Genomic DNA, 23448 nt, shown 5'->3' with positions numbered 1-23448 from the left:
AGGAGCAGTTATGACTAATAATCCAGTAGGCGGCATCATTCCCTCACAGCCACCAACACCAGCACAATCTGATGCTCATGCCCTAAAGACTCGTCTGGAATGGGGCGAACCAGCTTTTACAATATTAGATGTGCGCGATCGCACGACCTACAACCAAGGTCACATCCTGGGAGCGATACCAACGCCAATAGATGAATTGGTAGAGCGTGCAATATCTTCTTTGGATAAAAGCCGTGATATTTACGTTTACGGCGCTAATGAGCAAGAAACTACCGAAGCCGCACAACAACTGCGTTCTAATGGATTTGAGCATGTCTCCGAACTCAAAGGTGGTCTTGCTGGATGGAAGGAGATTGGTGGCCCAACAGAAGGGATTGTTGAATCAAGAACTCCCCCTGGTGCAGATGACTACAATGTTGTAGATCGGCTAAAAAACCACCAAGAAAATCTCCAAAAGGGAGGTGCTAGCACCACGGAAGCCATTAAGCAGGGAGTCAGTAACCTTAAGGAAGGTATTCAGGAAGGAGCTAGTAACCTCAAGGAAGGTATTCAAGAAGGAGCAAGTAACCTCAAGGAAGGCATTAAAGAGCAAGCCAGTAACCTTAAGGAAAATCTTGATGAATCTAAAACTCCTAAAGACACTGATGATTCCAACTTTGGCTCTTAGGCAAAAAATAACTGTTCAGATCCCCGACTTCTTCAAGAAATCGGGGATCTAGCAGCCCAACAAAATTAATGGGACAGACCACTAGCCTGGATGACAAGCAATAAGAATTTCTTGTCCCTACTCCCCATTTACTATTTGATCAATGTTCAAACAAATCCTTAAATTGCGACAAATCTAGGGAAACTATCGTTGGCAGGAATTTAAAGCATTCTTGAGCAACTTGCCAACGTTCTTCTCGTTTGAGCATTTCTGTTAGCTTCTGTTGGACGCTAAGTAAGTAGCGCACATCATTTGCAGCATAACTTAGTTGAGCTTCAGATAAACTAGCGGCATTACCCCAATCAGAACTTTGAGAACTTTTATCTAGTTCCACTTGCTCTAACTCTTGCACCACATCTTTGAGTCCGTGGCGATTTGTGTAAGTACGGGCTAATTTACTAGCAATTTTAGTGCAAAAAACAGGACTAACCTGAATCCCCAGATTAGCTCGCAAAGTAGCCAAGTCAAATCGAGCAAAGTGAAACACTTTTACGACATTGACTGCTTCTAAGAGTTTTTTTAAGTTGGGCGCGTCAGTTTGTCCTTTAGCTATGCGGATTACAGCTACTTTCCCCTCTGGATTGCACAGTTGGACGAGACACAAGCGATCGCGCAGTGGCAATAATCCCATTGTCTCTGTATCAACTGCGATCGCAGTTGATTCTAAATACTGGCTAAGGGCTGCGTCACTGAGATCGCGATCGCTCACCTGAAAATCTTGTAATGTCATCAATCTTTTAAAAAAAATAGCAGTGTCCAGCAAACAAAAGTCTTGTCAGACACTACATTATTATTGTGCAGAAAAATCAAAAATTAAATCTACCTAGTGCGAAAAAACATTTGTGTCAGGTAGACTTCACCTTGATTATTAGTAGCAACGCCGATTCCAGTGAGGTTATAATTTCCTTTCAAATTCTTTAGATGCCCAGGACTTTTGATCCAACCAGTAACAGCTTCCTCTACAGGGTTGCTATATCCCCGATTGAAAGCAACATTTTCCGCCGCACTGTTGTAGCGAATAGGGATAGCCTTGACTCGTCCTTCAAATCCCTGATGGCTAAATGGGGTTTTACCTTTAGCCATATTTTGACTATGAATTCTTGCCTGTCGAGTTAAATTTGCATTTAAAACCAACTTTGGTAGCCTTTTAAAAGCCCGATATCGATTAATTTGGTCAAATACTGATTTTTCTAGCTCAGTAGTTTTAAAAGTAGGAGTCGATATTGCAACCTGACTAGAAAAAAGCGACAACAGCTTATTACGGGTGGATGTATTTGTAGAAGTATGATTTGGTATCGGAACAGTCGTTAATCCACTAGCAAGGACAAGCGCACTTAAAGCGATGCCAAAAGCAGTTTGTCGGAACATGGAGAATTGCGTAATGTGTAGAGATATAAGACTTATACTTTAGCTCATTGTTCCGACGATATGCACCACAATACTATTAAGGATTGATGAATTTCGGCAATTTGGCTACATCCTTTACAAGGAAGACAAACAATCATTTGTAATTGTCAATACTGCAATAGTCAACTTCATGAAAAGCACGGTTAATTTTGCTGAAAATTTAAGATTTTCAGGAATTAATATGAGATATGCAAATTAGATGTAGTTTACATTAACAGAGAATTTCAGAAAAAACCTCAATTTCGCCAAAACGATCAGATCAGCGAAGGAAAATTTGTGTGAAGTAGATTTCGCCTCTACTGTTACTAGCGACACCAATTCCTGTGCGATCGTAATTACCTCTAATATTGGCAAGATGCCCTGGACTTTCAAGCCATCCTTCAACAGCTATTTTGGCAGGATCGCTATATCCCTGATTAAAAGCGACATTTTCACTAGCGGCTTTGTAAGAAATACCGATTGCTGTAATTCGCTGTGAAAATCCCGTATGTCCAAAGGTAACTGCGCCATTAACCATGTTCTGACTGTGAATCCTGACTTGATTATCGATCGCAGCATTACGAGTCAGCGCTGGTAGCCCTTGAGAAACTCTGTAGCTATTAATTTGGTTGAAAATTGACTGTTCTAGAGCAGCAACATTGATGCTAGGTTCTACCATTGAAAGACTAGCTTTGGTTAAGGGTTTCCAACTCTTCCTGCAACACGCGTAACACCCTAGCAATATATTCTGCCCGCCACTGTTCCCGTTCCTTAGTTACTGTGGTATCCGGCTCATAAGCTTCAATCTCAGTAGCCGATAAAATCCCTTTAACTTCTAGCAACCTTTCAATTGTGTCCAGCCGATCATGCAGCACAGATACCTCGCCAGCCAAAGCCATAACGATCGCTAACAATTTATCAGTTTGTGGATTTTCTAAGTAAACAGGCCGTTTACCCTTAGCTATTTTTACCATCCGAATATCAATTCTCCAAAAATAAGACTACACAAAAAAGCCGGAAACCTAGAGAAAATCCGACTTTCTCAATTACGAATTACGAATTATTACTTAGTTGCAGCAACTACAAACCAAGTGCCTCGGCTGCCTGAGTTCCCATTTTTAAATAGTCCATTCGTTACCTTGTCTTTCCACGCTCCATTTGGGACAAATTTCTCGAAGACCTTATCTGCGGCAAAACCAGCCTTAGTAACTAGCGATACCAAATCCAAATCGCGTGCAGCACTCCAGAAGGGTTCGTTGTTGTTAGCGGTTTCCCAATCAAAAATAAACTGCGTATAAACATCCATGTGACGATAAAGGGGTGCTTCCACATGGATCATCATGCCGCCAGGAGCCAGTAGACGATAAGATTCTTGCATAACTTTACGGATGGCTGGCGGGGGAATTTCATGCAGCAAAATATGAGAAACCACTAAATCAAATGATTCATCAGGGAAGTTAGTGTGTTCGGCATTTTGCTGAGAGAAGTGTACCCGTTTTCCCAAAGCTTCGGCTCTTGCATGAGCGTAACGCAGTATAGATGCACCCACATCTATAGCATGGACTTCTGCATCTGGGAAACCATCTACATAAGGTAATGTACTATTGCCAACAGAACATCCCATATCAAGAATTTTTCTCGGTCGAAAGTCAGGATGTTCTGATAGTAGGTAGTTTTGAACTATAGATAGCCCCATATCATCGTTCAGGGGGCCCAACCAACCTAGACCATAAACATAAACGCCGCGATCGTAGGTTGCGCCGGCAGTGACATCATCAGTGGTGAATTCACTGTGATATCCGCCAGGCATACAGTGAATATCTACAGCTTTTTGATGAGTAGGTATTTCAAAATTTGAGTCAAGGGTTAAAGTACCCAGTTCATCACCTTTATCTTTGGCACGTTCAATCAACTCTGGTAGTTGTCTGTCAACGTTGGCATTTACAGCATCCCATAACATCTCCTGGTTGATGCGCTTGAGGGCACTAGTCCAACGATAATAGGGTTCGTGCTGCATTACTTCCCGAATTTCATAACGATTCTGGGGAGGACGCTGATGTTCTTGTTCAAACCTCGGCTTGCCTAGTTTTTCATAAACTACCTTATTACCAGGAGAGATATTCCTGAAAATGTGCATTTTTAGACTTTGCACAAAGTTTTGACGTGCTAACTCGTCGTGAGTGGGTTGCAGTAGCATCGCGTGTTTGAATTGTTGATCCATATATTGCTTTTTTCCCAGTATTTTACGTAGATTTACGCCGGATATAATAACTTAGCTACTGTTTGTACATCTTTATCACCGCGTCCAGAGCAGTTAATGACAATCCGAGGACTGCCAGTTAGTTGAGGACAAAGGGTTTCTAGGTAGGCGATCGCATGGGCTGTTTCTAATGCCGGGATAATCCCCTCCAATTTCGATAATCGCTGGAATGCCTCTAAAGCCTCTGCATCCGTCACACTATAGTATTCAGCGCGACCAGCATCTTTTAAATAGCTATGTTCTGGGCCCACACCGGGATAATCTAACCCGGCACTAATTGAGTGTGCCTCAATGATTTGCCCATCTTCATCTTGCAGCAGGTAGCTCATTGCTCCATGCAATACACCAACTCGTCCTTTTGTCAAGGTTGCTGCGTGTTTTTCGGTATTAACACCTTCTCCGGCTGCCTCAATCCCAATTAATCGTATAGAAGACTCATTAATAAACTCATAAAATAGTCCCATCGCGTTGGAACCACCACCCACACAAGCCAAAAGAATATCAGGCAATGCACCCCACTTTTCTATTGCTTGGGCGCGAGTTTCTTCGCCGATAACTGCATGGAAATCACGTACCATCATTGGGTAAGGATGTGGCCCTGCTACTGAACCCAGAATGTAGTGAGTACTTTCTACATTTGTCACCCAATCCCGAATTGCTTCAGAAGTAGCATCCTTCAAAGTTCCGGTTCCCGCCTCTACTGGACGCACTTCTGCCCCCAACAACCGCATTCTGAACACATTTAAAGCTTGGCGTTCCATGTCTTGAACACCCATGTAAATCACGCATTTTAGCCCAAAACGAGCGCAAACCGTAGCTGTCGCAACTCCATGTTGTCCCGCACCTGTTTCGGCAATAATCCGCTGCTTACCCATGCGTTTTGCCAACAATACCTGACCCAGAGCATTATTGATTTTGTGAGCGCCAGTATGATTTAAATCTTCACGTTTTAAGTAAATTTGTGGCCCGGTGCGATCGGGTTGGGCATAATTAGCAGTCAAGCGTTCAGCAAAATATAATGGTGTCGCACGTCCTACATAGTCCCGTAACAACTGCTGTAGTTCTGCTTGAAAACTAGGATCATTGCGGTATAGCTGATAAGCTGTTTCTAATTCAGCAAGGGCAGGCATAAGCGTTTCAGGTACATACTTACCGCCAAAGCGTCCAAAGCGGCCTAGCGTATCTGGAACTTGAGCAATTGAACTTGGAGATAGAGGAGTAGTAGTCACAGGCTGTTTTTGATGACGGGAATGACTTAATTATTATAGAAAGTCTGGGGCATATCTGGGGAATAGGGCATTGGGCATGGAGAGTGGGGTGATGAGGGAGGCGGTAAGAAGCAAGGGAACTGGGAGTAAGAGAGAATTTTCCCCTCCGCACCCCGCCCCTCTGCCTCTTCCCGCCTCCCTTACAAGGGATTTGTGATGTTAGCCTAGAAATTGACATCCCAGCAAAATGGTTACGTAGAAGTTTCCACTGCCTTTGAAATTTTTCTTAAACATTCATTTTTATGTCTTCTTCCAATCCCAAATCTTCCGACAAAGGCTTTGTCTACCGCGAATTTGGCAACGACAACTCAGCCGCTACAGAAAGACCCATTCCAGAACTGCCCGCACAACAACAAAATCTTAAAGTACAAGCTTCCCGCAAAGGACGCAAAGGGAAAACCGTCACAGTGGTTAGTGGTTTTCAAGTCAAACCGGAAACCTTGGCAGATTTGGTGAAGCAGTTGAAAACTCAGTGTGGCACTGGCGGGACAGCTAAAGATAACGAAATTGAAATTCAGGGTGAACACAAGCAGAAAATTGTCGAGATTTTGACTAAGCTAGGTTACAAAGCCAAAATTAGCGGTGGCTAATGTTAAGTGTGGTTTCCCGCATCTTAAGTATGACCTAGATTAACAGAGAGAATGTTATCTTTGAAAGGTACAAGTATGCTTTAAAAGTAGTAAATTACTTTGCCAGCAAGCTGCTTTTTGTGAGATTAACAGGAGGTTTAAATGGATTTAGTTCGGATTCTGTGTGCCATTTTCGTGCCGCCTTTGGGAGTTTTTTTACAAGTAGGTTTTGGTATAGATTTTTGGATTAACATCCTTTTGACGCTTTTTGGTTACATTCCTGGAATTATTCATGCAGTGTGGATAATTACTAAAAAATAATTCTTTGTAAAAGATAGGTTGAGTGTACCAATATTGGCGTTACTAATTCTGAGGAATGTCGGTTGGTGTAGAGGCAATTTATGAATTGCCTCTATGAAAAAGGTTATGAGATTAACTATTTTATAGTTCAATAGGCTTGGGTTAAGGGCTACTGGCAACAATTTTGGGTTTTTGAGACACTATAAATCGCCGTCTCTACATGGGTTTTGGGCTTATCTGAACTATATTGTTTTATCAGGGCTAGCGCGTCTCAAACCCTAATAAGTTACTACCCAATAAAATCTAATATCTAAATAGGGGTTGTAAAAATAGTATTTATGAAGTTTCAAATTTAGGCTTGTTTGTGGCGGGAAATGCTGAGTTAGCTCTCATTCTTTAACATCGCATACAGTCTAAACTCTAGAAGTAAGGGGCAGATATGTAATTGCCATTGCACAGTTGATACGTTCAAATCTTTGATTAATCCAGTACGTATATCTAGCACCCAGCCGTGAACCATAGGCGCTTTTCGCTGATGGATTACCTGACGCATGATGGAAGTTTGGTAAAGATTTTTCACTTGTGCCACAACATTGATTTCCGCCAAACGATTCAGACGTTCTTCTCTTGTTGGCAAGGCATCAATTTCTTCTTGTTTCTCTAAATACAGTTCCCGAATCGGATTTACCCAGTTATCGAGAATTCCAATGGTTCTTCCTTCTAAAGCAGCCTTAATTCCTCCACAGTCATAGTGACCACAAACGATCACGTGTTCCACTTTCAGATGTAAAATTGCGTATTCTAAAACAGCTAAAAAGTTTATATCCGTTAGAGAAACTTGATTGGCAATATTACGATGTACAAATAACTCTCCTGGTTCTGTACGGGTAAAGCTTGTTAATGCCAGACGACTATCAGAACACCCAATGTATAGAAAAGGTGGTGTTTGTCCGCTAGATAATTCTTCAAAGTAAGTTGGATCTATAGCTAGTTTCTCGGCAACCCAAGCCTGATTATTTCTGAAGAGTTCATCAATGCTGTTATATTTCATCTTTCGTCAAATTCGAGAGAGAATCTCATCAATATTTTAACTTATCTACAGTTTTCTTTAAATCAAGATCAACTTTTTCAGAGCTAAAATATTCTCAAGATGAAAATTATTTTCTACAGCATTAATATTATTTTTGTATAAATTTTCAAAAGCTATAGCGTTTATCGAGTAAGTGCGGTGTAACTTGTAAGTGCTGACTCCTTTAATACACAGAAAAACTTTCTGATGATAGCTAAGATAACTTCACAAAGAATCTTCAATCGGGGGCAACAACTTTGTTATCGTGATGATGGTTGATTGACCAACGGTGATCAATAGTTACAGAGGAAAACTCACAAATTTCTTCTAGTCGCTTTTGCTGTACAGCAGCTTTACGGAGAGTAATAATTAGCTGATTCACCTGATGCCGTAAATCTGGATTATCATTTACCGCTAACATAGTTTGTCTTTCTAAGAGTTGAAGTATAAGTTCGTAATGAATAGGTGAAGGTAGAGGGATTTGCTCCATGAAGTTAAATTTTGATTTCATATTTGGTATTTTTTGTCAGTCCGAGTTTGTCTCTTATTAATGAATTGTTACATAAGAAATAACTAGTTGTTTATGGCTTTTATTTGATTAGCAATGAAGATTTGGCAAAGATATTGATGATATTTAATGGCAAAGTGCTGCGTATCTACGCATAGTATGCCCAATTGCCAACTATTTTGTGCAGTCGCCCTGCGCCTTTTAGGGCAGGGGAGGTGTAACTTTTCAGAAATTCCTCGGTAATATATTGGCGATCGCAGCGCCGGGATCTGGTTGTTTTACCAAAGATTCTCCAATGAGTACAGCGGATGCACCTGCTGTCAGCACCAAATTCAAATCATTTGGGTTGTGTAGTCCTGACTCGCTGACAACCAGAATGTTTTTCTCCTGCAATTGGCTACCCCTTGCAGCTAAAAGTTCGCAAGTAGTTTGCAGATCAACAGAGAAATCTTCCAAATTGCGATTATTGATTCCTACCAAGGAGACTCCATCCAAAGCTAACACACGGTCAAGTTCTGCCAAGCTATGGACTTCAATCAAGGCTGCCATTTTCAGATTGTTAGCAATTTTCAGGAAGTATTTCAAATCTTGATCGCCCAGGATAGCTGCAATCAACAAAATAGCATCTGCACCCTGAACCCGCGCTAAGTATATCTGGTAAGCATAAATAATAAACTCTTTGCACAGTAGGGGCAAATCTACGGCAGCCCGAACTTTGGCTAAATTGTCAAAGCTGCCTTGAAAAAACTTGACATCTGTTAGCACCGAAAGACAACTAGCACCACCTTGTTGATAAGAAAGGGCGATCGCTACTGGGTCAAAATCTGCTCGTAAAACGCCTTTGCTAGGTGAAGCTTTTTTAACTTCGGCAATCAATGCTGGTTTAGTCCTGCCTTGACGCAAGGCGGCGACAAAATCACGGGTTGGCGGTGCAGTGAGTACCTGTTTCACCAATTCTTGCAAAGGAACCTTTTCCCGCATTTGGTCATATTCTACTTCTTTCTGCCAGACAATCTCTTCCAAAATGTTGTTTGGCGCTGCATCAGGCACGGCAGCCTGATAACGTAATATTGATACGTCAATAGCTGGGTTAGGTGAACGACGACGGATTTGCATAATTAGTCATTGGTCATTGGTCATTAGTCATTGGTCATTAATCATTGGTCATTTGTCCTTGTTTATTGACAAAGGACAAATGACAGAGGACAAATGACTAAATGGCTCGTTTATAAGCTTCGTCTAAGACTTCGGAGAGTGTCGGGTGGGCGTGAACTAGATGTGCCAAGCTTTGGACAGATTGACGGTTGGCGATCGCGGCTGACGCTTCATGAATTAAGTCTGAGGCGTGCAGTCCGAAAATGTGAACGCCCAAGACTTCTCCGGTATCTTTGCGATATATCACTTTGGCAATACCGTCGGCTTCATTTTCTGCTAAAGCTTTGGAATTTCCTTTGAAATAACTCCTACTTGTGGCGATTTCAAACCCTTCGGCTTGTCCCAACTCTTTAGCTGCTGTTTCAGTTAAGCCCACATAGCTGACTTCTGGGTGAGTAAACGCTGCTGCGGGGATGCTGCGATAGTCTACTATTCTTTCCCTCCCAACTATGTTTTCTACCGCGATGATGCCTTGAGCAGAAGCCGCATGTGCCAACATCATCTTCCCATTAGCATCGCCAATTGCCCACAAATGCGGCACTACTTCACCTGCTGATAGCACTGCCATGCGATCGTCTACTGGAATAAAATTCCGCCGATCAACTTCCACACCCACAGACTCTAAACCCAGATTTTTGGTGGCTGGGATGCGTCCAGTAGCTACTAAGCAAGCATCTACTTCGATGACATCTACATCTTCTTTGGTTTTGAAATCTGCTAACTCAATTACCACAGGTGAACCTGGGATAACTTTTTTGGCGTATATTCCGACTTTCGTTTCAATATCGCGGGGAGTAATTAGCACCCGTTCGGCAAGTTTGGCAATATCGCGGTCAAATCCTGGCATTAACTGATCTAGGGCTTCAATCAAGGTGATTTCACAACCCAAAGCTGAGTAAATATCAGAAAATTCTAAACCGATGTAACCACTACCAATAATTGCCACCCAGTCTGGTAAAGACTCTAACTTGACACCTTGATCGCTGGTAAAGACAGTTTTGCCGTCTACTTCAATCCCTGGAGGCACAAAAGGAATTGAACCGGGCGAAAGGATAATGTCTTTGGCTGTGATGGTTTTTTCACCACCGTCTCCAGTTATAGAGACTTTTTGCGCCCCAGCGATTTTTCCCCAACCTCTGATGATATCGACTTTTAGACGTTTGAGGCTGTTGGTTAAGTCGCCTTGAATTTTCGAGACGAGATCGTTAGCATGATTAGCGATCGCTTGGCGATCGAATTCTACGCTACCAATTTGAATTCCCAGTGACTTGAGGTGGTGGGCATTGCGTAACTCCCGCACACGTCCAGATGCTGCCAGCAGCGCTTTAGAAGGAATACAGCCCCGATTAACACAGGTTCCTCCCATATCAGCAGCTTCAATAATTGCTGTTTTCAAACCACAACTTACGGCGTGTAAGGCTGCGCCATGTCCGCCTACACCAGCGCCGATAATTACTAAATCGTAATCATATCCTTGACTCACGTTAGTTTCCCCGTCTGCTTCGCCTATTTATTCTCAACTTGACCGACAATCAGCGCAACCCTTTTAACAGTTATCAGTTATCAGTTTTATCGCTGAATTCTAAATCCCTTACCTTACATTACCCTGACTGTTTACTGTTGACTGTTCACTGATTTCAGGTTCGGGTATTGCTAACTAAAATTATGATTCACTCACTTCTGGCGAAAATATGGATATTTTCATTATATGGGTTGGTTTTCCCAGAAAAGCGACAAGAAATTAACTGAGTATTTGCAGGTTAATGAAGCTGATTTCAGTTCTGAGCTAGTTAATGAATAGAAATTGCAGTCTCATTCAGAATCTCCACACCTTTTCCTTTACAGGGCGTTAGCGTAACACTAAGCTGGATTTAGGATTGATCCAGAAGATTTACGCAGGCGATCGCTCGATGTCTATTCCCCAAATTAGTGAATTTACTATCCGCCGTCATGCCAACGCCAAATCTTTCCAGCGGGGCGAGGCATATTACAACGCTGGTGCTGTTAATGCCGTTATCCAACGTGGTCATCTGCTTCAGGCAGATGTTGTAGGCACTGAAGCTAGACCTTATCATGTCAGCCTGAATTTCGATAGCAGTGGCTTAACTTCAGTAAAATGCACCTGTGCCTACGACTTGGAAGGGTGGTGCAAACACATTGTCGCGACGATGCTTGTCTGTGCGCGTAACTCAGAAAATATTGAGCAGCGCCCCACCCTAGAAGAACTACTAAATCGCATAGATTATATCCAAACTCAAAGGCTGCTGCAAGAGTTAGTCGCAGAATACTCACCACTAATTGAGGCGATTGACCGTCATGTAAGTTGGATGACGAATCCTGCTGACAACCAAACAAACATCAAACCTCTGCGCCGCAGGACTATCGACCCGACTCCCTTTCGGCGGCAAGTACGGCAGATTCTCAAGGATACCGTGCGCTACTTTGAGGAGGGATATGAAGAAGACCCGATTGGCGAAGATTTGCTGAGTGTGGTGCAAACTGCGGTAGATTTTAGCGAACGGGGAGAAGGTGAAAATGCGATCGCTATTTTGGAAGCGATTACCTCTACTTGTGTGGAAAATTGGGATGATGTTGCCGAATATGGCGCTGAAAACGATGAAATTGTCGAGGAATTAAATAGTGCTTGGTGTGAAGCAATTCTCAGCACCCAACTTACCCCAGAAGAAAAAGTTGATATTCAAATCAATTTAGAAGCATGGCAAGATGATTGGAATGTTGACTTTGGTCTGATTATGGAGGCTTTACGTCAAGGTTGGGATTATCCACCATTGCTACAAGTTCTCCAAGGTAATATTACGGAAAGAGGAGCTTGGGAAGAAGACGTGCCAGATTATGCCGATGATTTGGCATTAATTCGTCTGAAAATTCTCGAACGTCAAGAACGTTATCAAGAATACCTGTATTTAGCAGAAGCGGAAGGGCAAACCCAGCAATATCTGACCATGTTGGGGCGTTTAGGCAGGGTGGAAGAAGCAATTGATGCGGCTCAAACCCAGATGAACTCAATGGAAGAGGCTTTTGCCCTAGCGAAAACACTCAGCATTCAGGGAGCATTACAGCAAGCGCTAGATATAGCCCAAAGTGGATTAAATTTACCAGGTAATTGTCAGTACGAATTGGGAATTTGGACAAGTGATTTAGCTAGTGAGTTGGGTAATAGTGAAGCTGCTTTATTAGCAGTCAAGGCGGCTTTTCAAATCAAACCCTCCTTTGTGGACTACCAAAAGATGGCAGAATTGGCTGGGGAAAACTGGGAAAGTGTCAAAACAGACCTGCTGAAAATTGTTCGTACTTATAGTGGTTGGGGAACAGAATCAGCCAAGCTGGACATATTCTTGCATGAGGGGCTAATTGATGATGCAATTGCGATCGCTAGTGAACTTAGTTCTTATCATTCAGAGTTAATTCACCGAGTCATGGATGCTGCTATCTCTCATAATCCTAGTTGGGTGATTGCTAATGCTCGTCTCCGTGCCGAAAAGATTATGGATGCAGGTAAAGCTGAATACTACTACTACGCGGTTGAATGGTTGAAAAAGGCGCGTAATGCCTACTTGGAATCTGGGAAAAAAGCTGACTGGTTAAGCTATCGAGAAAACTTGATGCAAACCCACGCTCGTAAACGTAAATTGATGGGAATGTTTAAGCAAAAGGGTATGGAATGAAGAGTGTTGTTAGCGAATAGCTAAGGTTTAGCCCGTGCTGAGTAAAAATACCAGTCCCCCAGTCCCCAGTTATTCTTTCATTCAAGGCTGTAAAACTTGTTTCATCGGGACTGCCTTCTGCATCCTAACTCCTGCCTTTTTTGTAAGATTCACATCTAAACCAGTCACCGTATAATTCCATAGTTACTGACAAAAAATAGTCCAGTGTGATGATTGATAAATATCCCCAGAATCTTATTGTGTCTTGCTTACCGCTGAGTATGCTTTTATTACTCGGCAGTATATATTCTAGTCCACTGAAAGCCCAGACTGTTGATACTACACAATTACCAACTAGTAATTTCATCCTGTCACAACAACAACTCCCACCACCACAGGATGTCCAACCACTTACACCTTCGCCACTTCCTGCACCTGAATTGCCACAGCCACTTCCCCCACCAGCAGAACTACTTCCCCCATCTGCCCCAACTCCCACACCAGAGGAACCAATTCCTGGCAATTTTCCTCAAACTATTGTTGTTGAACGGTTTGAAGTTGTTGGTAGCACAGTCTTCAGTGCCCAAGAGTTAGCTAAAGCTACTGCTGAATTTACCAAACGACCAATCTCGCTGACCGAAATATATCAAGCACGTTCTAAAATCACTGATTTATACGTGAAAAATGGTTACATTACCTCTGGTGCATATATACCACCGCAAACAATCCAATCTGGTGTTGTCAAAATTCAGGTGGTCGAAGGTAAATTAGAGGGTATCCAGGTAACTGGAACTCAACGGTTGAATCCAAATTATGTCCGTAGCCGACTAGCAATAGCGACATCACCGCCTCTGAATCGCCAGCGTCTATTAGAAGCACTGCAACTTTTGCAACTTAATCCTTTGATTCAAAACGTGACTGCTGAACTCTCAGCAGGATCGCGGACGGGTGCTAGTCTGTTAGAAGTCAAGATTAGTGAGGCAAAAACCTTTAGTAGCCAAATAGTTCTTGATAATGGGCGATCGCCTAGTGTTGGCAGTTTCCGCCGCCGATTACAATTGAATGAAGCCAACTTATTGGGATTGGGAGATGCTTTAGGTGTAGCTTACACTAATACCGATGGTAGCAACTCCTTTGACGCCAGCTATACATTACCAGTCAATCCTAAGAACGGAACCCTCAGCTTTAACTATGGCACTACGTCCAGTAATGTCATTGAACCTCCTTTCAACGTTTTAGATATCCAATCATCTTCTCGCTATTACGAACTGACATTTCGCCAGCCCATAGTTCAAACTCCTACGCAAGAATTCGTCTTGGGGTTGACAGCCTCACGACGGGAAAGTGAAGCCTCCTATGTTGAAATAGAGCGAATACCTTTCCCTGGTTTAGGGGCTGACAACGAGGGACGCACCAGGGTATCTGCGTTGCGATTTTTTCAAGAATGGACTTCTCGTAACAGCCGTGAAGTCATCGCCCTACGCTCTCAATTTAGCTTAGGTATCGATGTGTTGAATCCCACCATTAATCAAGAGGCTCCCGATGGCCGCTTTTTTGCTTGGCAAGGGCAAGGACAGTGGGCCCGCCTTTTAGCTCCAGAAACCTTACTATTACTTCGTTTAAATACACAACTCGCCTCCAGAACACTTTTGCCCTTAGAGCAATTTGGCTTAGGTGGGCAGGATAGCATTCGAGGCTACCGTCAAGATTACCTGCTAACGGATAATGGCACTTTTGTTTCTGCGGAAGTACAAGTACCAATTCTGCGTTTACCTCAGATAAATAGCACTTTACAAGTTGTCCCCTTTGTAGATTTTGGTGTTGGCTGGAATAGTTCAGGCAGAGACAATCCCAATCCTAATACTTTAGCTGCTGTTGGTTTGGGGTTGCGTTGGTCACAGGGGGATCGCTTCACTGTTCGTCTTGACTGGGGTATTCCTTTAATATCTGTTAATTCAAATGACAGAACATTACAAGAAAACGGTTTGTATTTTAGTTTACTTTATAATCCTTTTTAAAATTTAGGGGTCATTCTCTTGACCAACTCAACGAGAAGCTTTGCTAATAGAGGATTCCCGTCATTAAAGCAACTGGCGTGCGATTATCCAAAGATCAGATGTTTCTATCTAATTCGCAAAATTCCGTGAGGCACTACTATTTAACCGATTAAAAAATAAAAATCAGACGTCTAAGACCCTTTGTTTTGAAATCTCCTGAGCTAGCTTTCTTCTTTACCAGAGGCTACGCCAACAATTTTGAATGCGTGAATTTTGAATTGTTAATCTGGGTATCCTAAGAAAGATAAGGTTGAATGATATAGACGAAGGGACAAAGTTTATAACTTATGGATGAATGCAGAAATCAGCTAAAACTTCTACCGCAAAAACTGATTGAACAATTAGCCATCTTATTCCAGAAGGTTAATATGAAGGTAAAAGCTGGTTTGCACCCTCATACCAATTTTGGGATAGCAAACGGTGAGGATTTCTATTGAGAAAATTTTCCTAGAAGTGTAGCCTGAAAGTCTCAACTTCGGGAAGTAGTATTTTTCAGATTAAGACATAGAAATAAAGGTATGAGGATTTGAGGAACAGCCATGCTAGAAATTGAGCGGGAAAAAATACGCCATCTGTTGGTTATTCAAGACCTGCAAGGGCGGCGAACTATCCCCTTGCAAGAAAATACTTATTCGCTGGGGCGGCATCCCGCAAACACTATTGTCTTGGCTTCCCGATCGGTATCAATGCAACATGCAATTTTATTGCGAGTAACTGTTCCTGAGACTGACCAATATGGCTTCCAAATAATTGATGGCAACTACAAAGGAAAAGGTAGTACTAATGGCTTATTTGTAAATGGTACTAAATGCTATTCTCATAATCTCAGACATGGAGATATTATTGCCTTTGGCAGCAATCAAGCTCAAGCTAAATATTACGCTATTTACAACATTTCAGAAAAAGTATTTTCTGAATCTTTTGATGTTGAAGACTTATCTGGTTTCCTCTCCGCGCAAGCTAATCCTGCTAATCCTTTTCAAACTTTAGTTGTCGATCCTAGCTTTGAAGCAGCTAGTGAATCTGCCTTAGCTCGCCTAGCATCCTTCCCTGAACTTATTCCCAATCCGATTATTGAAATGGATTTTGAGGGAACAGTTACTTATCTGAATCCAGCCGCAACTCTCAAGTTTCCTAAACTTCGGGAAGTTGGGATAGAACATCCGATTTTAACAGGACTCCTAAGTGGGGTTAACAATCTAGAAAAAAATTCTTTTGTACGGGAGGTGGAAGTAGGCGCAGAAGTTTTTGAACAATCCGTACTCTATCTTCCTGAGAGTGATTTAATTAGAACTTTTATTGTTAGGGATATTACAGAGCAAAAGCAAGTGACAGCCGAACTACATCAGCGCGATCGCTTGCTACAAGCGGTTGCAGAAGCGGCTAATTATTTGCTAAGAGAAATGAATTACGAAACTGGTATTAATCAAGCTCTAGCTGTATTGGGTGAAGCTGCCCAGGCAGATCGTGCCTATCTGTTTCAGAACCATCCCCATCCTGCTACAGGGGAAATAGCCGTCAGCTTACGGTTTGAATGGACGCACTCTTTTATTGAATCTACCCACCACCATTGGCAGAATCAGCCTTATCAAGCTTCTAGATTAGACCGTTGGTACTCAGTTCTCTCTAGCGGCCAGTCGATTAGCGGACTCACCCAAAAATTTCCTGTCGCCGAGCAAGAATTCCTAATTCGAGATGGCATTAAATCCCTTCTCTTAGTGCCTCTTTGCTTAGAACATGAGTTTTGGGGCTATCTTGGCTTGGCAGACTGCAACTTTGAGCGTCATTGGTCTAGGCATGAAGAATCTACCCTTTTGACCATGGCCGCCAGTATCATTGGTACGCAGCAGCGTCAGCAAGTAGAAGAAAAGATTCGCTATCAAGCCCTCCATGACGTGCTGACAGGGTTGCCCAATCGCCTACTATTTAACGAACTACTCACTAAAACTCTGCCCAATGCTACTCGCAATGGCGAAAGTTTAGCTGTGATCTTCCTCGACCTGGATCGTTTCAAGGTGATTAATGATACTTTGGGGCACACTCTGGGAGATCAATTGCTACAAAGCGTCTCTCAAAGATTAAAAGACTCACTCAGAGGCGGAGACACTGTAGCCCGTTGGGGAGGTGATGAGTTCACGATCTTACTCCCGCGAGTTAATGATATTGAAGAGGTAACTTTGGTGGCGTGCAGAATATTACAAGCCTTAGAGGATGCTTTTCATCTCCAAGGGCATGAACTTTATGTGACTGCCAGCCTTGGTATTGCGTTACTTGATAACAATAGCCCTGACACCGAAACACTAATCCAGCACGCAGATGCCGCTTTGTACTACGCCAAAGACAAAGGGCGGAACAACTACCAATTTTATAGTGTTTCCCTGAGTGCTAAAAATCCTGAACTCCTGACTTTAGAAAAGAGCTTGCGCTATGCCCTAGAACGCAATGAATTTACGCTGTACTATCAGCCTCGCGTGAACATTTCCACAGGAGAAATTACTGGCATGGAAGCTCTGTTGCGTTGGCAGCACCCAGAGATGGGATTGGTCGCGCCCAGTGTCTTTATTCCCTTAATCGAAGAAAGTGGATTAATTGTCTCCATTGGTGAATGGGTGATACGGACAGCCTGTAGCCAAAATAAAGCATGGCAAGATGCAGGATTACCACCAATGACGATCGCTGTTAATCTTTCTCTCAAGCAGTTCCGTCAACCTAAATTGGTGGAGACTATAGCCGAAATCTTAGCAGAAACGAGTCTGGAGCCGCGCTTTTTAGAATTAGAAATTACCGAAACCACAGCTATTGAGGATTTGGATTTTACCACAACGGTCTTAGAGAATATCCAGCAGATGGGTATTTACATCTCCATTGATGACTTTGGTACAGGTCATTCCTCGCTTTCCCGCCTACAACTTTTGCCACTGCACAATCTGAAAATAGATAAGTCTTTTATTCAAGATTTGACGCGTGATGTTAAAGTAGCTCATATCATCAAAGCCATAGTTGGCTTGGGACAAAGCTTAGGATTGAAGTTGACAGCTGAAGGGGTAGAGAATGAAGAAGAATTGGAGTTTTTGAAATCTATCAACTGTGAAGATGTACAAGGCTTTTTATTCTACCGACCGCTTTCTGCTCAAAAAGCAACAGAAATCCTCGAAAGTAAACGACCAAACCTTTAATGAGGAGTGCTGAGTTCCGTTAGCGGATAGCTCAGGTTTAGCCCGTGCCTCGGCTTAGAGGTGAAAGACCGCCCACAAGGGCAGGGTAAGCTGTTGTGATTATAGTTTGCACATTGAGGTGGCACGGGAGCAGGGTGCAAGGAAGAGGATTTACAGGTAGGTTTTGCCTAATCATGCTTGTGATGCAATTTGCAGGCGCAACAGCTTATCAACCTTCTCCCACATTAAAAGATTCCGCTTGACTTCGGGTAGGGCTTTTACCATAGTGCGAAAGTACTGAGTACGGCTTGTTACTTAGCACTCAGGACTGAGTGTGATGAACACAATACTTGTGACTTAGTTAAAAATACTTCGTGTGCCAGTTTAAAAGGCGGAATGAGGGTTATATGCACAACCGTGAATATGATGCTACAATCCCCCAAGTGTAAGTTTAGACATTAATTCAGAAACAACTAGATCGACTATTGTTAAAGCCTATGTCTATAGGAACCTAACCTGCTTACACAAAATGATGTTTTGATTTTTAATTTTATTATTCAGTACAAAAACTTTCTTTTAAAACCACTAATAGAATTCATAAACAATGTTTTAGTAAGTCAGTATGACTAATTAAAGGTCTGTAGTAATCGGCTCTAGCTTTTAAAATAGGACTGGAGCCGCTTACTACAATCCAATTTAATTAAGTTTGCATTGCAAAATACATAGTTCGATTTAATTTTTACCATTTACTTAACGCAATTTTAATCAAGCAATCTTACAACTTAAAATAATTAATAAAAGTACCAGCTTGTACTGGCTATGAAGGAATAAATCCGATCATTTCAGACTGACTTCACGCAATTGAAAAATAGCTCATGCACATTCTGATTTATTCCTACAACTACCATCCAGAGCCGATTGGAATTGCTCCGTTAATGACTGAATTGGCAGAAGGATTAGTCAAGCGAGGTCATGAAGTGCGAGTAATTACGGGAATGCCCAACTATCCTCAGCGCGAAATTTATGATGGGTATCGGGGTAAGTGGTACCTTACTGAACAAAAAAATGGCGTCACAATTGCGCGAAGTTACCTCCGAATTAAATCCAAACCTAACCTCTTAGATCGGCTGTTACTAGAGTTGAGCTTTGTTTTCACCAGTTTACCCCAAGCCTTTAAAGGTGGACGCCCCGATGTGATTCTCTTAACAATTCCACCTCTATTAGGCACGTTGCCAGCAACAATATTTGGCTGGTTATACAACTGTCCAGTAGTTCTGAATGTGCAAGACATTCTACCAGAAGCCGCTATACGTATCGGGCTATTGAAAAACAAGTGGATGATCCAAACTCTTACAGCCCTAGAAAAATTCGCATACCAGACTGCACATACTATTAGTGTCATTGCCGATGGATTTGGCGATAACTTAGTGAATAAGGGAGTACCTGTTAATAAAATTGTTTGTATTCCCAATTGGGTGAATTTAAATTTCATCCGCCCTTTACCCAAAGCGAACAACTCTTGGATATCTAACCATCAACTGGATGATAAATTTGTAGTCCTTTATTCGGGCAATATTGCTCTAACACAAGGTCTTGAAACAGTAATAGAAGCAGCAGTTTGCTTGCGTCATATTAAGGATATTGTCTTTGTAATCGTTGGCGAATCAAGAGCATTACAAAGGTTGCAAGAATATTGTTTATTAAATGGAGCAGATAATGTTTTGCTGCTACCTTTGCAGCCACGAGAAAAACTACCCGAAATGCTAGCGGCATCTGATGTAGGATTAATTGTGCAAAAGTGCAATGTGATTTCGTTTAATATGCCTTCAAAAATACCGTTGCTATTGGCGAGTGGTCGCCCAATTGTGGGTTCAGTTCCCGTCACTGGTACTGCTGCTAGAGCGCTCGAACTCAGTGGTGGTGGGGTAATTGTTGAGCCAGAATCACCCCATGCAATGGCAGCTGCGGTGCATGATTTATATACTAATCCTGCTCTAGGAGCAAGGCTAGGCAACAAAGGAAGACAGTTTGCCGAAGAAAACTATTCCTTGGAACAAGCACTTGATCGGTATGAGTTGCTTCTTTCTCACATTGTTACTAACCGCAAATCAACTATGGGGGTCTTTCCGAAATTGGATTCCAATAAATCAGTTGTGGATGGTTGAAGGGGATCGAGGATTGGGGATTGGGCAAAACAATTCCGTTAGCAGTCGCGGGGCGTTGAGCCATTTCGGAGTGCAGAGTTAAGAATCTCACTTTTTAACTCTGCACTGGGCCCTCAGCACTTTGAAGGGGACTGTCTACACAGCTAGTACCCTAATTAGGATAAATTAAATCACCCATTCGGGTGAATTGTGAATCAACCGATCGGGTGAACTAACTGTAGGAAGTTAAGATTGCTCAAAAATAGGACTCTAGAGAACACTAATTGATTGCACATCGTTCTTAGTGAGGATGACTTGATGAATAAAGCTGAATTAATCAGTGTAGCCATAGCCCGCCTAACCCCCAGGGCAAGCAAGCGAGGGGGAACGTCTCATAGAGAAGGCATGGCTCCGTACTTTTTTCTTCCTTAAGATTAGTATTAACTACGACTTAAGAAGGATAAATTTATCTGTGACTTATGTAATATCTGCTCTACTATGTGGTTATAATGCAAGCAAGCGCTTGCAAACACTCACAGAAAACTTAACATCAAGGATGGCAAAAATTCCTGCAACCTTGATTAAGACGACAACTGAGGTGTCTGCAACGGTAGGTTTAATCGAAGCTAAAACGCAAGAAATTGCTTGTGTTGCTATGTTCGCTAAAGTCACTTGATTTCGTCATTTTCAGAACAAAAAGCAACCACTAACTTGTGATTACCTAAGCGATCGCTTTACAGTCTCAAGCTGTAGCCAGCCTATTACGACGAGTAGACTCAAAACCTATACATTGACTTCAAGAATTATCCAAGGCTTTGCAACCAAGATGATGGAGGAGCATGAAAACCTGATTTGGACATTTATTGCAGAAGCGAAGCGACATCCCCAGTCCACCTTTCTGAATCTTATACGAAACTGAAAAATCGCTGCGCGCACAGATGATTGTGTACTTGCGAAAAAGTCAAGAACTAAACACAGTATCTTCAGATTATAGATATAAAAGCATCTGTAAATAGTTCCGCGAGTATATTGCTTCACCGTACCTTGCGTTTTAGCGATATATCTACCACACTAGACTAAAGTTATAAATATTACATGCAAATTTTTGTGAGTCTATTTGTGTGTGATATTAGCACTTCACCATTGAAGGAGACAGGGGTTTCATTTGGTTGCCTGCAACAAGATGAATTGTGCTTTTTATCTGAGACAAGGCACAGGGTTTTTACTAGTGAAGGAAGTTTTATAAATTACAATTTAAAAAATGATTGGAGTTAAGTAATGTACAAAATGACCATAATGTGCTAGATGATATTGGTTTGTTTTAGGTGCTAGACATCGTGAGCGATCGCCCAAATACCCAAAAATTTTGTCACCAACATCGAGAAAAAGGGCTAAAAAACTATTCAAAATAATGCTTTTTTAGCGAAGAGTAGATTGCCCAAGTCTAAATCCACAAGACGAGAAAACGAAGATGTCCAATCCTCAGTTCCCTGACTCTCCCCTTCCGATTGAAGTAGAACAGCCTGCTGTTACCGAGCCTAATCAAGAATTGCAACCATTGCCACAGCGATCGCCAAAGCCACCTCAAAAAAGGCGTTGGCCCCTAATATTGGGAATTATACTCTTAGTTGCAGGTGTTGGTTTTGGTTGGCGCTGGTGGCAAACTAGTAACGCTAGCAATGCACCTGCGGCTGGAGCCGGTGCTGGGCAACCAGCAATACCTGTCAAGTTAGCAACTGTAGAAACTGAAACTGTTCAGGAAAGTTCGGAGTTTATTGGCTCCTTAGAGGCACCACTATCTGTACCAATTAAGCCACAGGTTGAAGGACGAATTACTCAGGTTTTCATCAAAGAAGGCAACCGTGTTCAACAAGGGCAAGTCATTATTAGCCTACAAAGTGATGATGCCGAAGCCCAGCTACGACAAAGACAAGCAGCACTAGAACAAGCACAGGCAAGTCTGGCTGAACTCAAAGCGGGGACTCGAACAGAAGTAGTTTCCCAAGCCAAAGCCCAGCTAGATCAAGCCGAAGCAAAATATCAAGATGCCGTATCTGGATCGTTACCACAGCAAATTCAGCAAGCTGAAGCTCAAGTTAATTCCGCCAAATCAGATTTAGTACTAGCACAAGCACGAGCAACGCGATACGCACAATTAACAAAAGAAGGGGCAACTTCTCAAGATAGCCTAGATGAATACCTCAAAAACAAAGCTAGTGCAGAAGCGGCGGTGGTTGCAGCCCAGAAAAACTTAGAGCAACTCCGCAAAAGCAGAACTGCTAATATCCAACAGCTGGGTGCTGCCTTAGAACAACAGAGACAATTCTATAGGCAGCAGGTGAACGGCAACCGCCCAGAAGATATTGCCCAAGGGCGATCGCAAGTTAGCCAGGCAGCAGCTCAAGTCCAGTCGGCTCAAGTCCAACTACAATATGCAAAAGTCCTAGCTCCTTTCACAGGTATTGTTGGTGATATCCCAGTCAAGGTAGGGCAGTATGTGGGACAAGGGGATCAGCTAACCACATTGACCAAAAACGACTCTTTAGAACTGAATATATCCATTCCCCTAAATCAAGCCAGAAAGTTGCGCTTAGGTTTACCCGTGCAAATGTTGGATGCCCAAGGTAAACCGACATCAACCGGTAAGATCAGTTTTATCTCCCCAAATGCTAGTTCAGATTCGCAGACAGTTTTGGTGAAAGCTAACTTTGGCAATTTGAGAAATCGACTGCTGAATCTTCAGTCAGTGCAAACTAAAGTGATCTGGGATGAGCGTCCGGGAATATTAATTCCAGTTACAGCAGTATCTCGTTTGGGTGGGGAGACTTTTGTGTTTGTGGCTCAACCACCACAGGAAAAGCCTCAATCTGGAGCGCCAGCACCATCTTTAGTCGCTCAACAAAAAGCTGTGAAATTGGGAGTTATTGAGGGAAATAATTATCAAGTTCTTGACGGATTAAAGGCTGGGGACAAAATTGTTGTTTCCGGTATTCTCAACATAACCAATGGCGCTCCCGTCAAGCCTGCACCAGAAGAAGCGGGTAGTCAGAAGCCTTAGCTGAAGTGGGGAGATGAGGGAGTTAAGCACGGGGGCAGGGGGCAAAGGAGCAAGGGGAGAAGGAAACTATGCTCAATGCCCCATGCCCCATTCTCAATAAGCTCTTAAGCATTTAATTTACACATTGAGGCCGCAGGGGGCAGGGAGC

The 23448-nt window shown here is 42.6% G+C and carries 18 protein-coding genes and 1 pseudogene; 9 read left to right on the top strand and 10 right to left on the bottom strand.

The features are described 5' to 3' along the window. Positions 1-10 precede the first annotated feature (10 nt). Positions 11-457: pseudogene (locus HWQ39_RS20775) on the top strand (rhodanese-like domain-containing protein); the annotation flags it as partial. A gap of 349 nt (positions 458-806) precedes the next feature. Here the strand turns inward: HWQ39_RS20775 and HWQ39_RS20770 are convergent. The 6 genes from HWQ39_RS20770 to trpB form a co-directional block, all read right to left on the bottom strand. Next, positions 807-1436 (bottom strand): ribonuclease H-like domain-containing protein, encoded by a 630-nt coding sequence (locus HWQ39_RS20770; RefSeq protein WP_292849122.1) that lies wholly within the window; start codon positions 1434-1436, stop codon positions 807-809. 89 nt (positions 1437-1525) lie between these two features. Further along, positions 1526-2074 carry a CAP domain-containing protein gene (locus tag HWQ39_RS20765; RefSeq protein WP_292849120.1) on the bottom strand — a complete coding sequence of 183 codons (549 nt, stop codon included), beginning with the start codon at positions 2072-2074 and terminating at the stop codon, positions 1526-1528. 298 nt (positions 2075-2372) lie between these two features. Continuing rightward, entirely contained in the window at positions 2373-2771 is a 399-nt protein-coding gene (locus tag HWQ39_RS20760) for a CAP domain-containing protein (protein WP_366932289.1), read from the bottom strand. 7 nt (positions 2772-2778) lie between these two features. After that, positions 2779-3066, bottom strand: coding sequence for a hypothetical protein (locus HWQ39_RS20755; protein WP_292849118.1), 288 nt, complete (start codon positions 3064-3066; stop codon positions 2779-2781). An 89-nt stretch (positions 3067-3155) separates the two neighbouring features. After that, positions 3156-4313, bottom strand: a complete 1158-nt coding sequence (locus tag HWQ39_RS20750; protein WP_292849116.1) for a class I SAM-dependent methyltransferase — start codon at positions 4311-4313, stop codon at positions 3156-3158. Between the two features lie 32 nt (positions 4314-4345). After that, positions 4346-5581 carry a tryptophan synthase subunit beta gene (gene trpB / locus HWQ39_RS20745; RefSeq protein ID WP_292849114.1) on the bottom strand — a complete coding sequence of 412 codons (1236 nt, stop codon included), beginning with the start codon at positions 5579-5581 and terminating at the stop codon, positions 4346-4348. Positions 5582-5862: 281 nt separating this feature from the next. On the opposite strand from trpB, the gene HWQ39_RS20740 reads away from it, so the two are divergent. Both HWQ39_RS20740 and HWQ39_RS20735 read left to right on the top strand, forming a co-directional pair. Beyond that, the gene (locus HWQ39_RS20740) at positions 5863-6210 is read left to right on the top strand and encodes a translation initiation factor (RefSeq protein ID WP_292849112.1); all 348 of its coding nucleotides are present in this window, start codon (positions 5863-5865) and stop codon (positions 6208-6210) included. A gap of 141 nt (positions 6211-6351) precedes the next feature. Next, on the top strand, positions 6352-6510 hold the full coding sequence (locus HWQ39_RS20735; RefSeq protein ID WP_229460123.1) for a YqaE/Pmp3 family membrane protein: 159 nt from the start codon (positions 6352-6354) through the stop codon (positions 6508-6510). A gap of 361 nt (positions 6511-6871) precedes the next feature. Here HWQ39_RS20735 and HWQ39_RS20730 read toward each other — a convergent pair whose 3' ends face one another. The 4 genes from HWQ39_RS20730 to lpdA form a co-directional block, all read right to left on the bottom strand. After that, the gene (locus tag HWQ39_RS20730; RefSeq protein WP_292849109.1) at positions 6872-7540 is read right to left on the bottom strand and encodes a carbonic anhydrase; all 669 of its coding nucleotides are present in this window, start codon (positions 7538-7540) and stop codon (positions 6872-6874) included. A 256-nt stretch (positions 7541-7796) separates the two neighbouring features. Continuing rightward, positions 7797-8048, bottom strand: a complete 252-nt coding sequence (locus tag HWQ39_RS20725) for a DUF5340 domain-containing protein (protein WP_179069134.1) — start codon at positions 8046-8048, stop codon at positions 7797-7799. 243 nt (positions 8049-8291) lie between these two features. Next, positions 8292-9182, bottom strand: coding sequence for an indole-3-glycerol phosphate synthase TrpC (gene trpC / locus HWQ39_RS20720; protein WP_292849107.1), 891 nt, complete (start codon positions 9180-9182; stop codon positions 8292-8294). A gap of 97 nt (positions 9183-9279) precedes the next feature. After that, on the bottom strand, positions 9280-10704 hold the full coding sequence (gene lpdA / locus HWQ39_RS20715) for a dihydrolipoyl dehydrogenase (protein WP_292849105.1): 1425 nt from the start codon (positions 10702-10704) through the stop codon (positions 9280-9282). A 427-nt stretch (positions 10705-11131) separates the two neighbouring features. Here lpdA and HWQ39_RS20710 point away from each other — a divergent pair, with 427 nt between their 5' ends. The 6 genes from HWQ39_RS20710 to HWQ39_RS20685 all read left to right on the top strand — a co-directional run bounded on the left by HWQ39_RS20710 (position 11132) and on the right by HWQ39_RS20685 (position 23300). Next, positions 11132-12907 carry an SWIM zinc finger domain-containing protein gene (locus HWQ39_RS20710; protein ID WP_292849255.1) on the top strand — a complete coding sequence of 592 codons (1776 nt, stop codon included), beginning with the start codon at positions 11132-11134 and terminating at the stop codon, positions 12905-12907. A 209-nt stretch (positions 12908-13116) separates the two neighbouring features. Next, on the top strand, positions 13117-14904 hold the full coding sequence (locus tag HWQ39_RS20705; protein WP_292849253.1) for a ShlB/FhaC/HecB family hemolysin secretion/activation protein: 1788 nt from the start codon (positions 13117-13119) through the stop codon (positions 14902-14904). Between the two features lie 578 nt (positions 14905-15482). Beyond that, positions 15483-18119: an EAL domain-containing protein gene (locus tag HWQ39_RS20700; protein ID WP_292849103.1), complete on the top strand. Its 2637-nt coding sequence runs from the start codon at positions 15483-15485 to the stop codon at positions 18117-18119. 854 nt (positions 18120-18973) lie between these two features. Further along, the gene (locus HWQ39_RS20695; protein WP_292849101.1) at positions 18974-20263 is read left to right on the top strand and encodes a glycosyltransferase family 4 protein; all 1290 of its coding nucleotides are present in this window, start codon (positions 18974-18976) and stop codon (positions 20261-20263) included. Positions 20264-20714: 451 nt separating this feature from the next. Next, positions 20715-20918 (top strand): hypothetical protein, encoded by a 204-nt coding sequence (locus HWQ39_RS20690; RefSeq protein WP_292849099.1) that lies wholly within the window; start codon positions 20715-20717, stop codon positions 20916-20918. Between the two features lie 795 nt (positions 20919-21713). Next, positions 21714-23300 carry an efflux RND transporter periplasmic adaptor subunit gene (locus HWQ39_RS20685; RefSeq protein ID WP_292849097.1) on the top strand — a complete coding sequence of 529 codons (1587 nt, stop codon included), beginning with the start codon at positions 21714-21716 and terminating at the stop codon, positions 23298-23300. Positions 23301-23448: the final 148 nt, after the last annotated feature.

The organism is Nostoc sp. NMS8, assembly GCF_017115045.1.
Classification (GTDB): Bacteria; Cyanobacteriota; Cyanobacteriia; order Cyanobacteriales; family Nostocaceae; genus Nostoc.
Note: the sequence above shows the minus strand (reverse complement) of the source record. Positions and strands in the feature narration are given on the sequence as shown.

What these genes read in the sequence shown, in the direction of transcription:
- HWQ39_RS20770 (WP_292849122.1), bottom strand. Translation starts at nt 1,436, where the DNA reads ATGACATTACAAGATTTTCAGGTGAGCGATCGCGATCTCAGTGACGCA.
- HWQ39_RS20765 (WP_292849120.1), bottom strand. Translation starts at nt 2,074, where the DNA reads ATGTTCCGACAAACTGCTTTTGGCATCGCTTTAAGTGCGCTTGTCCTT.
- HWQ39_RS20760 (WP_366932289.1), bottom strand. Translation starts at nt 2,771, where the DNA reads ATGGTAGAACCTAGCATCAATGTTGCTGCTCTAGAACAGTCAATTTTC.
- HWQ39_RS20755 (WP_292849118.1), bottom strand. Translation starts at nt 3,066, where the DNA reads ATGGTAAAAATAGCTAAGGGTAAACGGCCTGTTTACTTAGAAAATCCA.
- HWQ39_RS20750 (WP_292849116.1), bottom strand. Translation starts at nt 4,313, where the DNA reads ATGGATCAACAATTCAAACACGCGATGCTACTGCAACCCACTCACGAC.
- HWQ39_RS20740 (WP_292849112.1), top strand. Translation starts at nt 5,863, where the DNA reads ATGTCTTCTTCCAATCCCAAATCTTCCGACAAAGGCTTTGTCTACCGC.
- HWQ39_RS20735 (WP_229460123.1), top strand. Translation starts at nt 6,352, where the DNA reads ATGGATTTAGTTCGGATTCTGTGTGCCATTTTCGTGCCGCCTTTGGGA.
- HWQ39_RS20730 (WP_292849109.1), bottom strand. Translation starts at nt 7,540, where the DNA reads ATGAAATATAACAGCATTGATGAACTCTTCAGAAATAATCAGGCTTGG.
- HWQ39_RS20725 (WP_179069134.1), bottom strand. Translation starts at nt 8,048, where the DNA reads ATGGAGCAAATCCCTCTACCTTCACCTATTCATTACGAACTTATACTT.
- trpC (WP_292849107.1), bottom strand. Translation starts at nt 9,182, where the DNA reads ATGCAAATCCGTCGTCGTTCACCTAACCCAGCTATTGACGTATCAATA.
- HWQ39_RS20710 (WP_292849255.1), top strand. Translation starts at nt 11,132, where the DNA reads ATGTCTATTCCCCAAATTAGTGAATTTACTATCCGCCGTCATGCCAAC.
- HWQ39_RS20705 (WP_292849253.1), top strand. Translation starts at nt 13,117, where the DNA reads ATGATTGATAAATATCCCCAGAATCTTATTGTGTCTTGCTTACCGCTG.
- HWQ39_RS20700 (WP_292849103.1), top strand. Translation starts at nt 15,483, where the DNA reads ATGCTAGAAATTGAGCGGGAAAAAATACGCCATCTGTTGGTTATTCAA.
- HWQ39_RS20695 (WP_292849101.1), top strand. Translation starts at nt 18,974, where the DNA reads ATGCACATTCTGATTTATTCCTACAACTACCATCCAGAGCCGATTGGA.
- HWQ39_RS20685 (WP_292849097.1), top strand. Translation starts at nt 21,714, where the DNA reads ATGTCCAATCCTCAGTTCCCTGACTCTCCCCTTCCGATTGAAGTAGAA.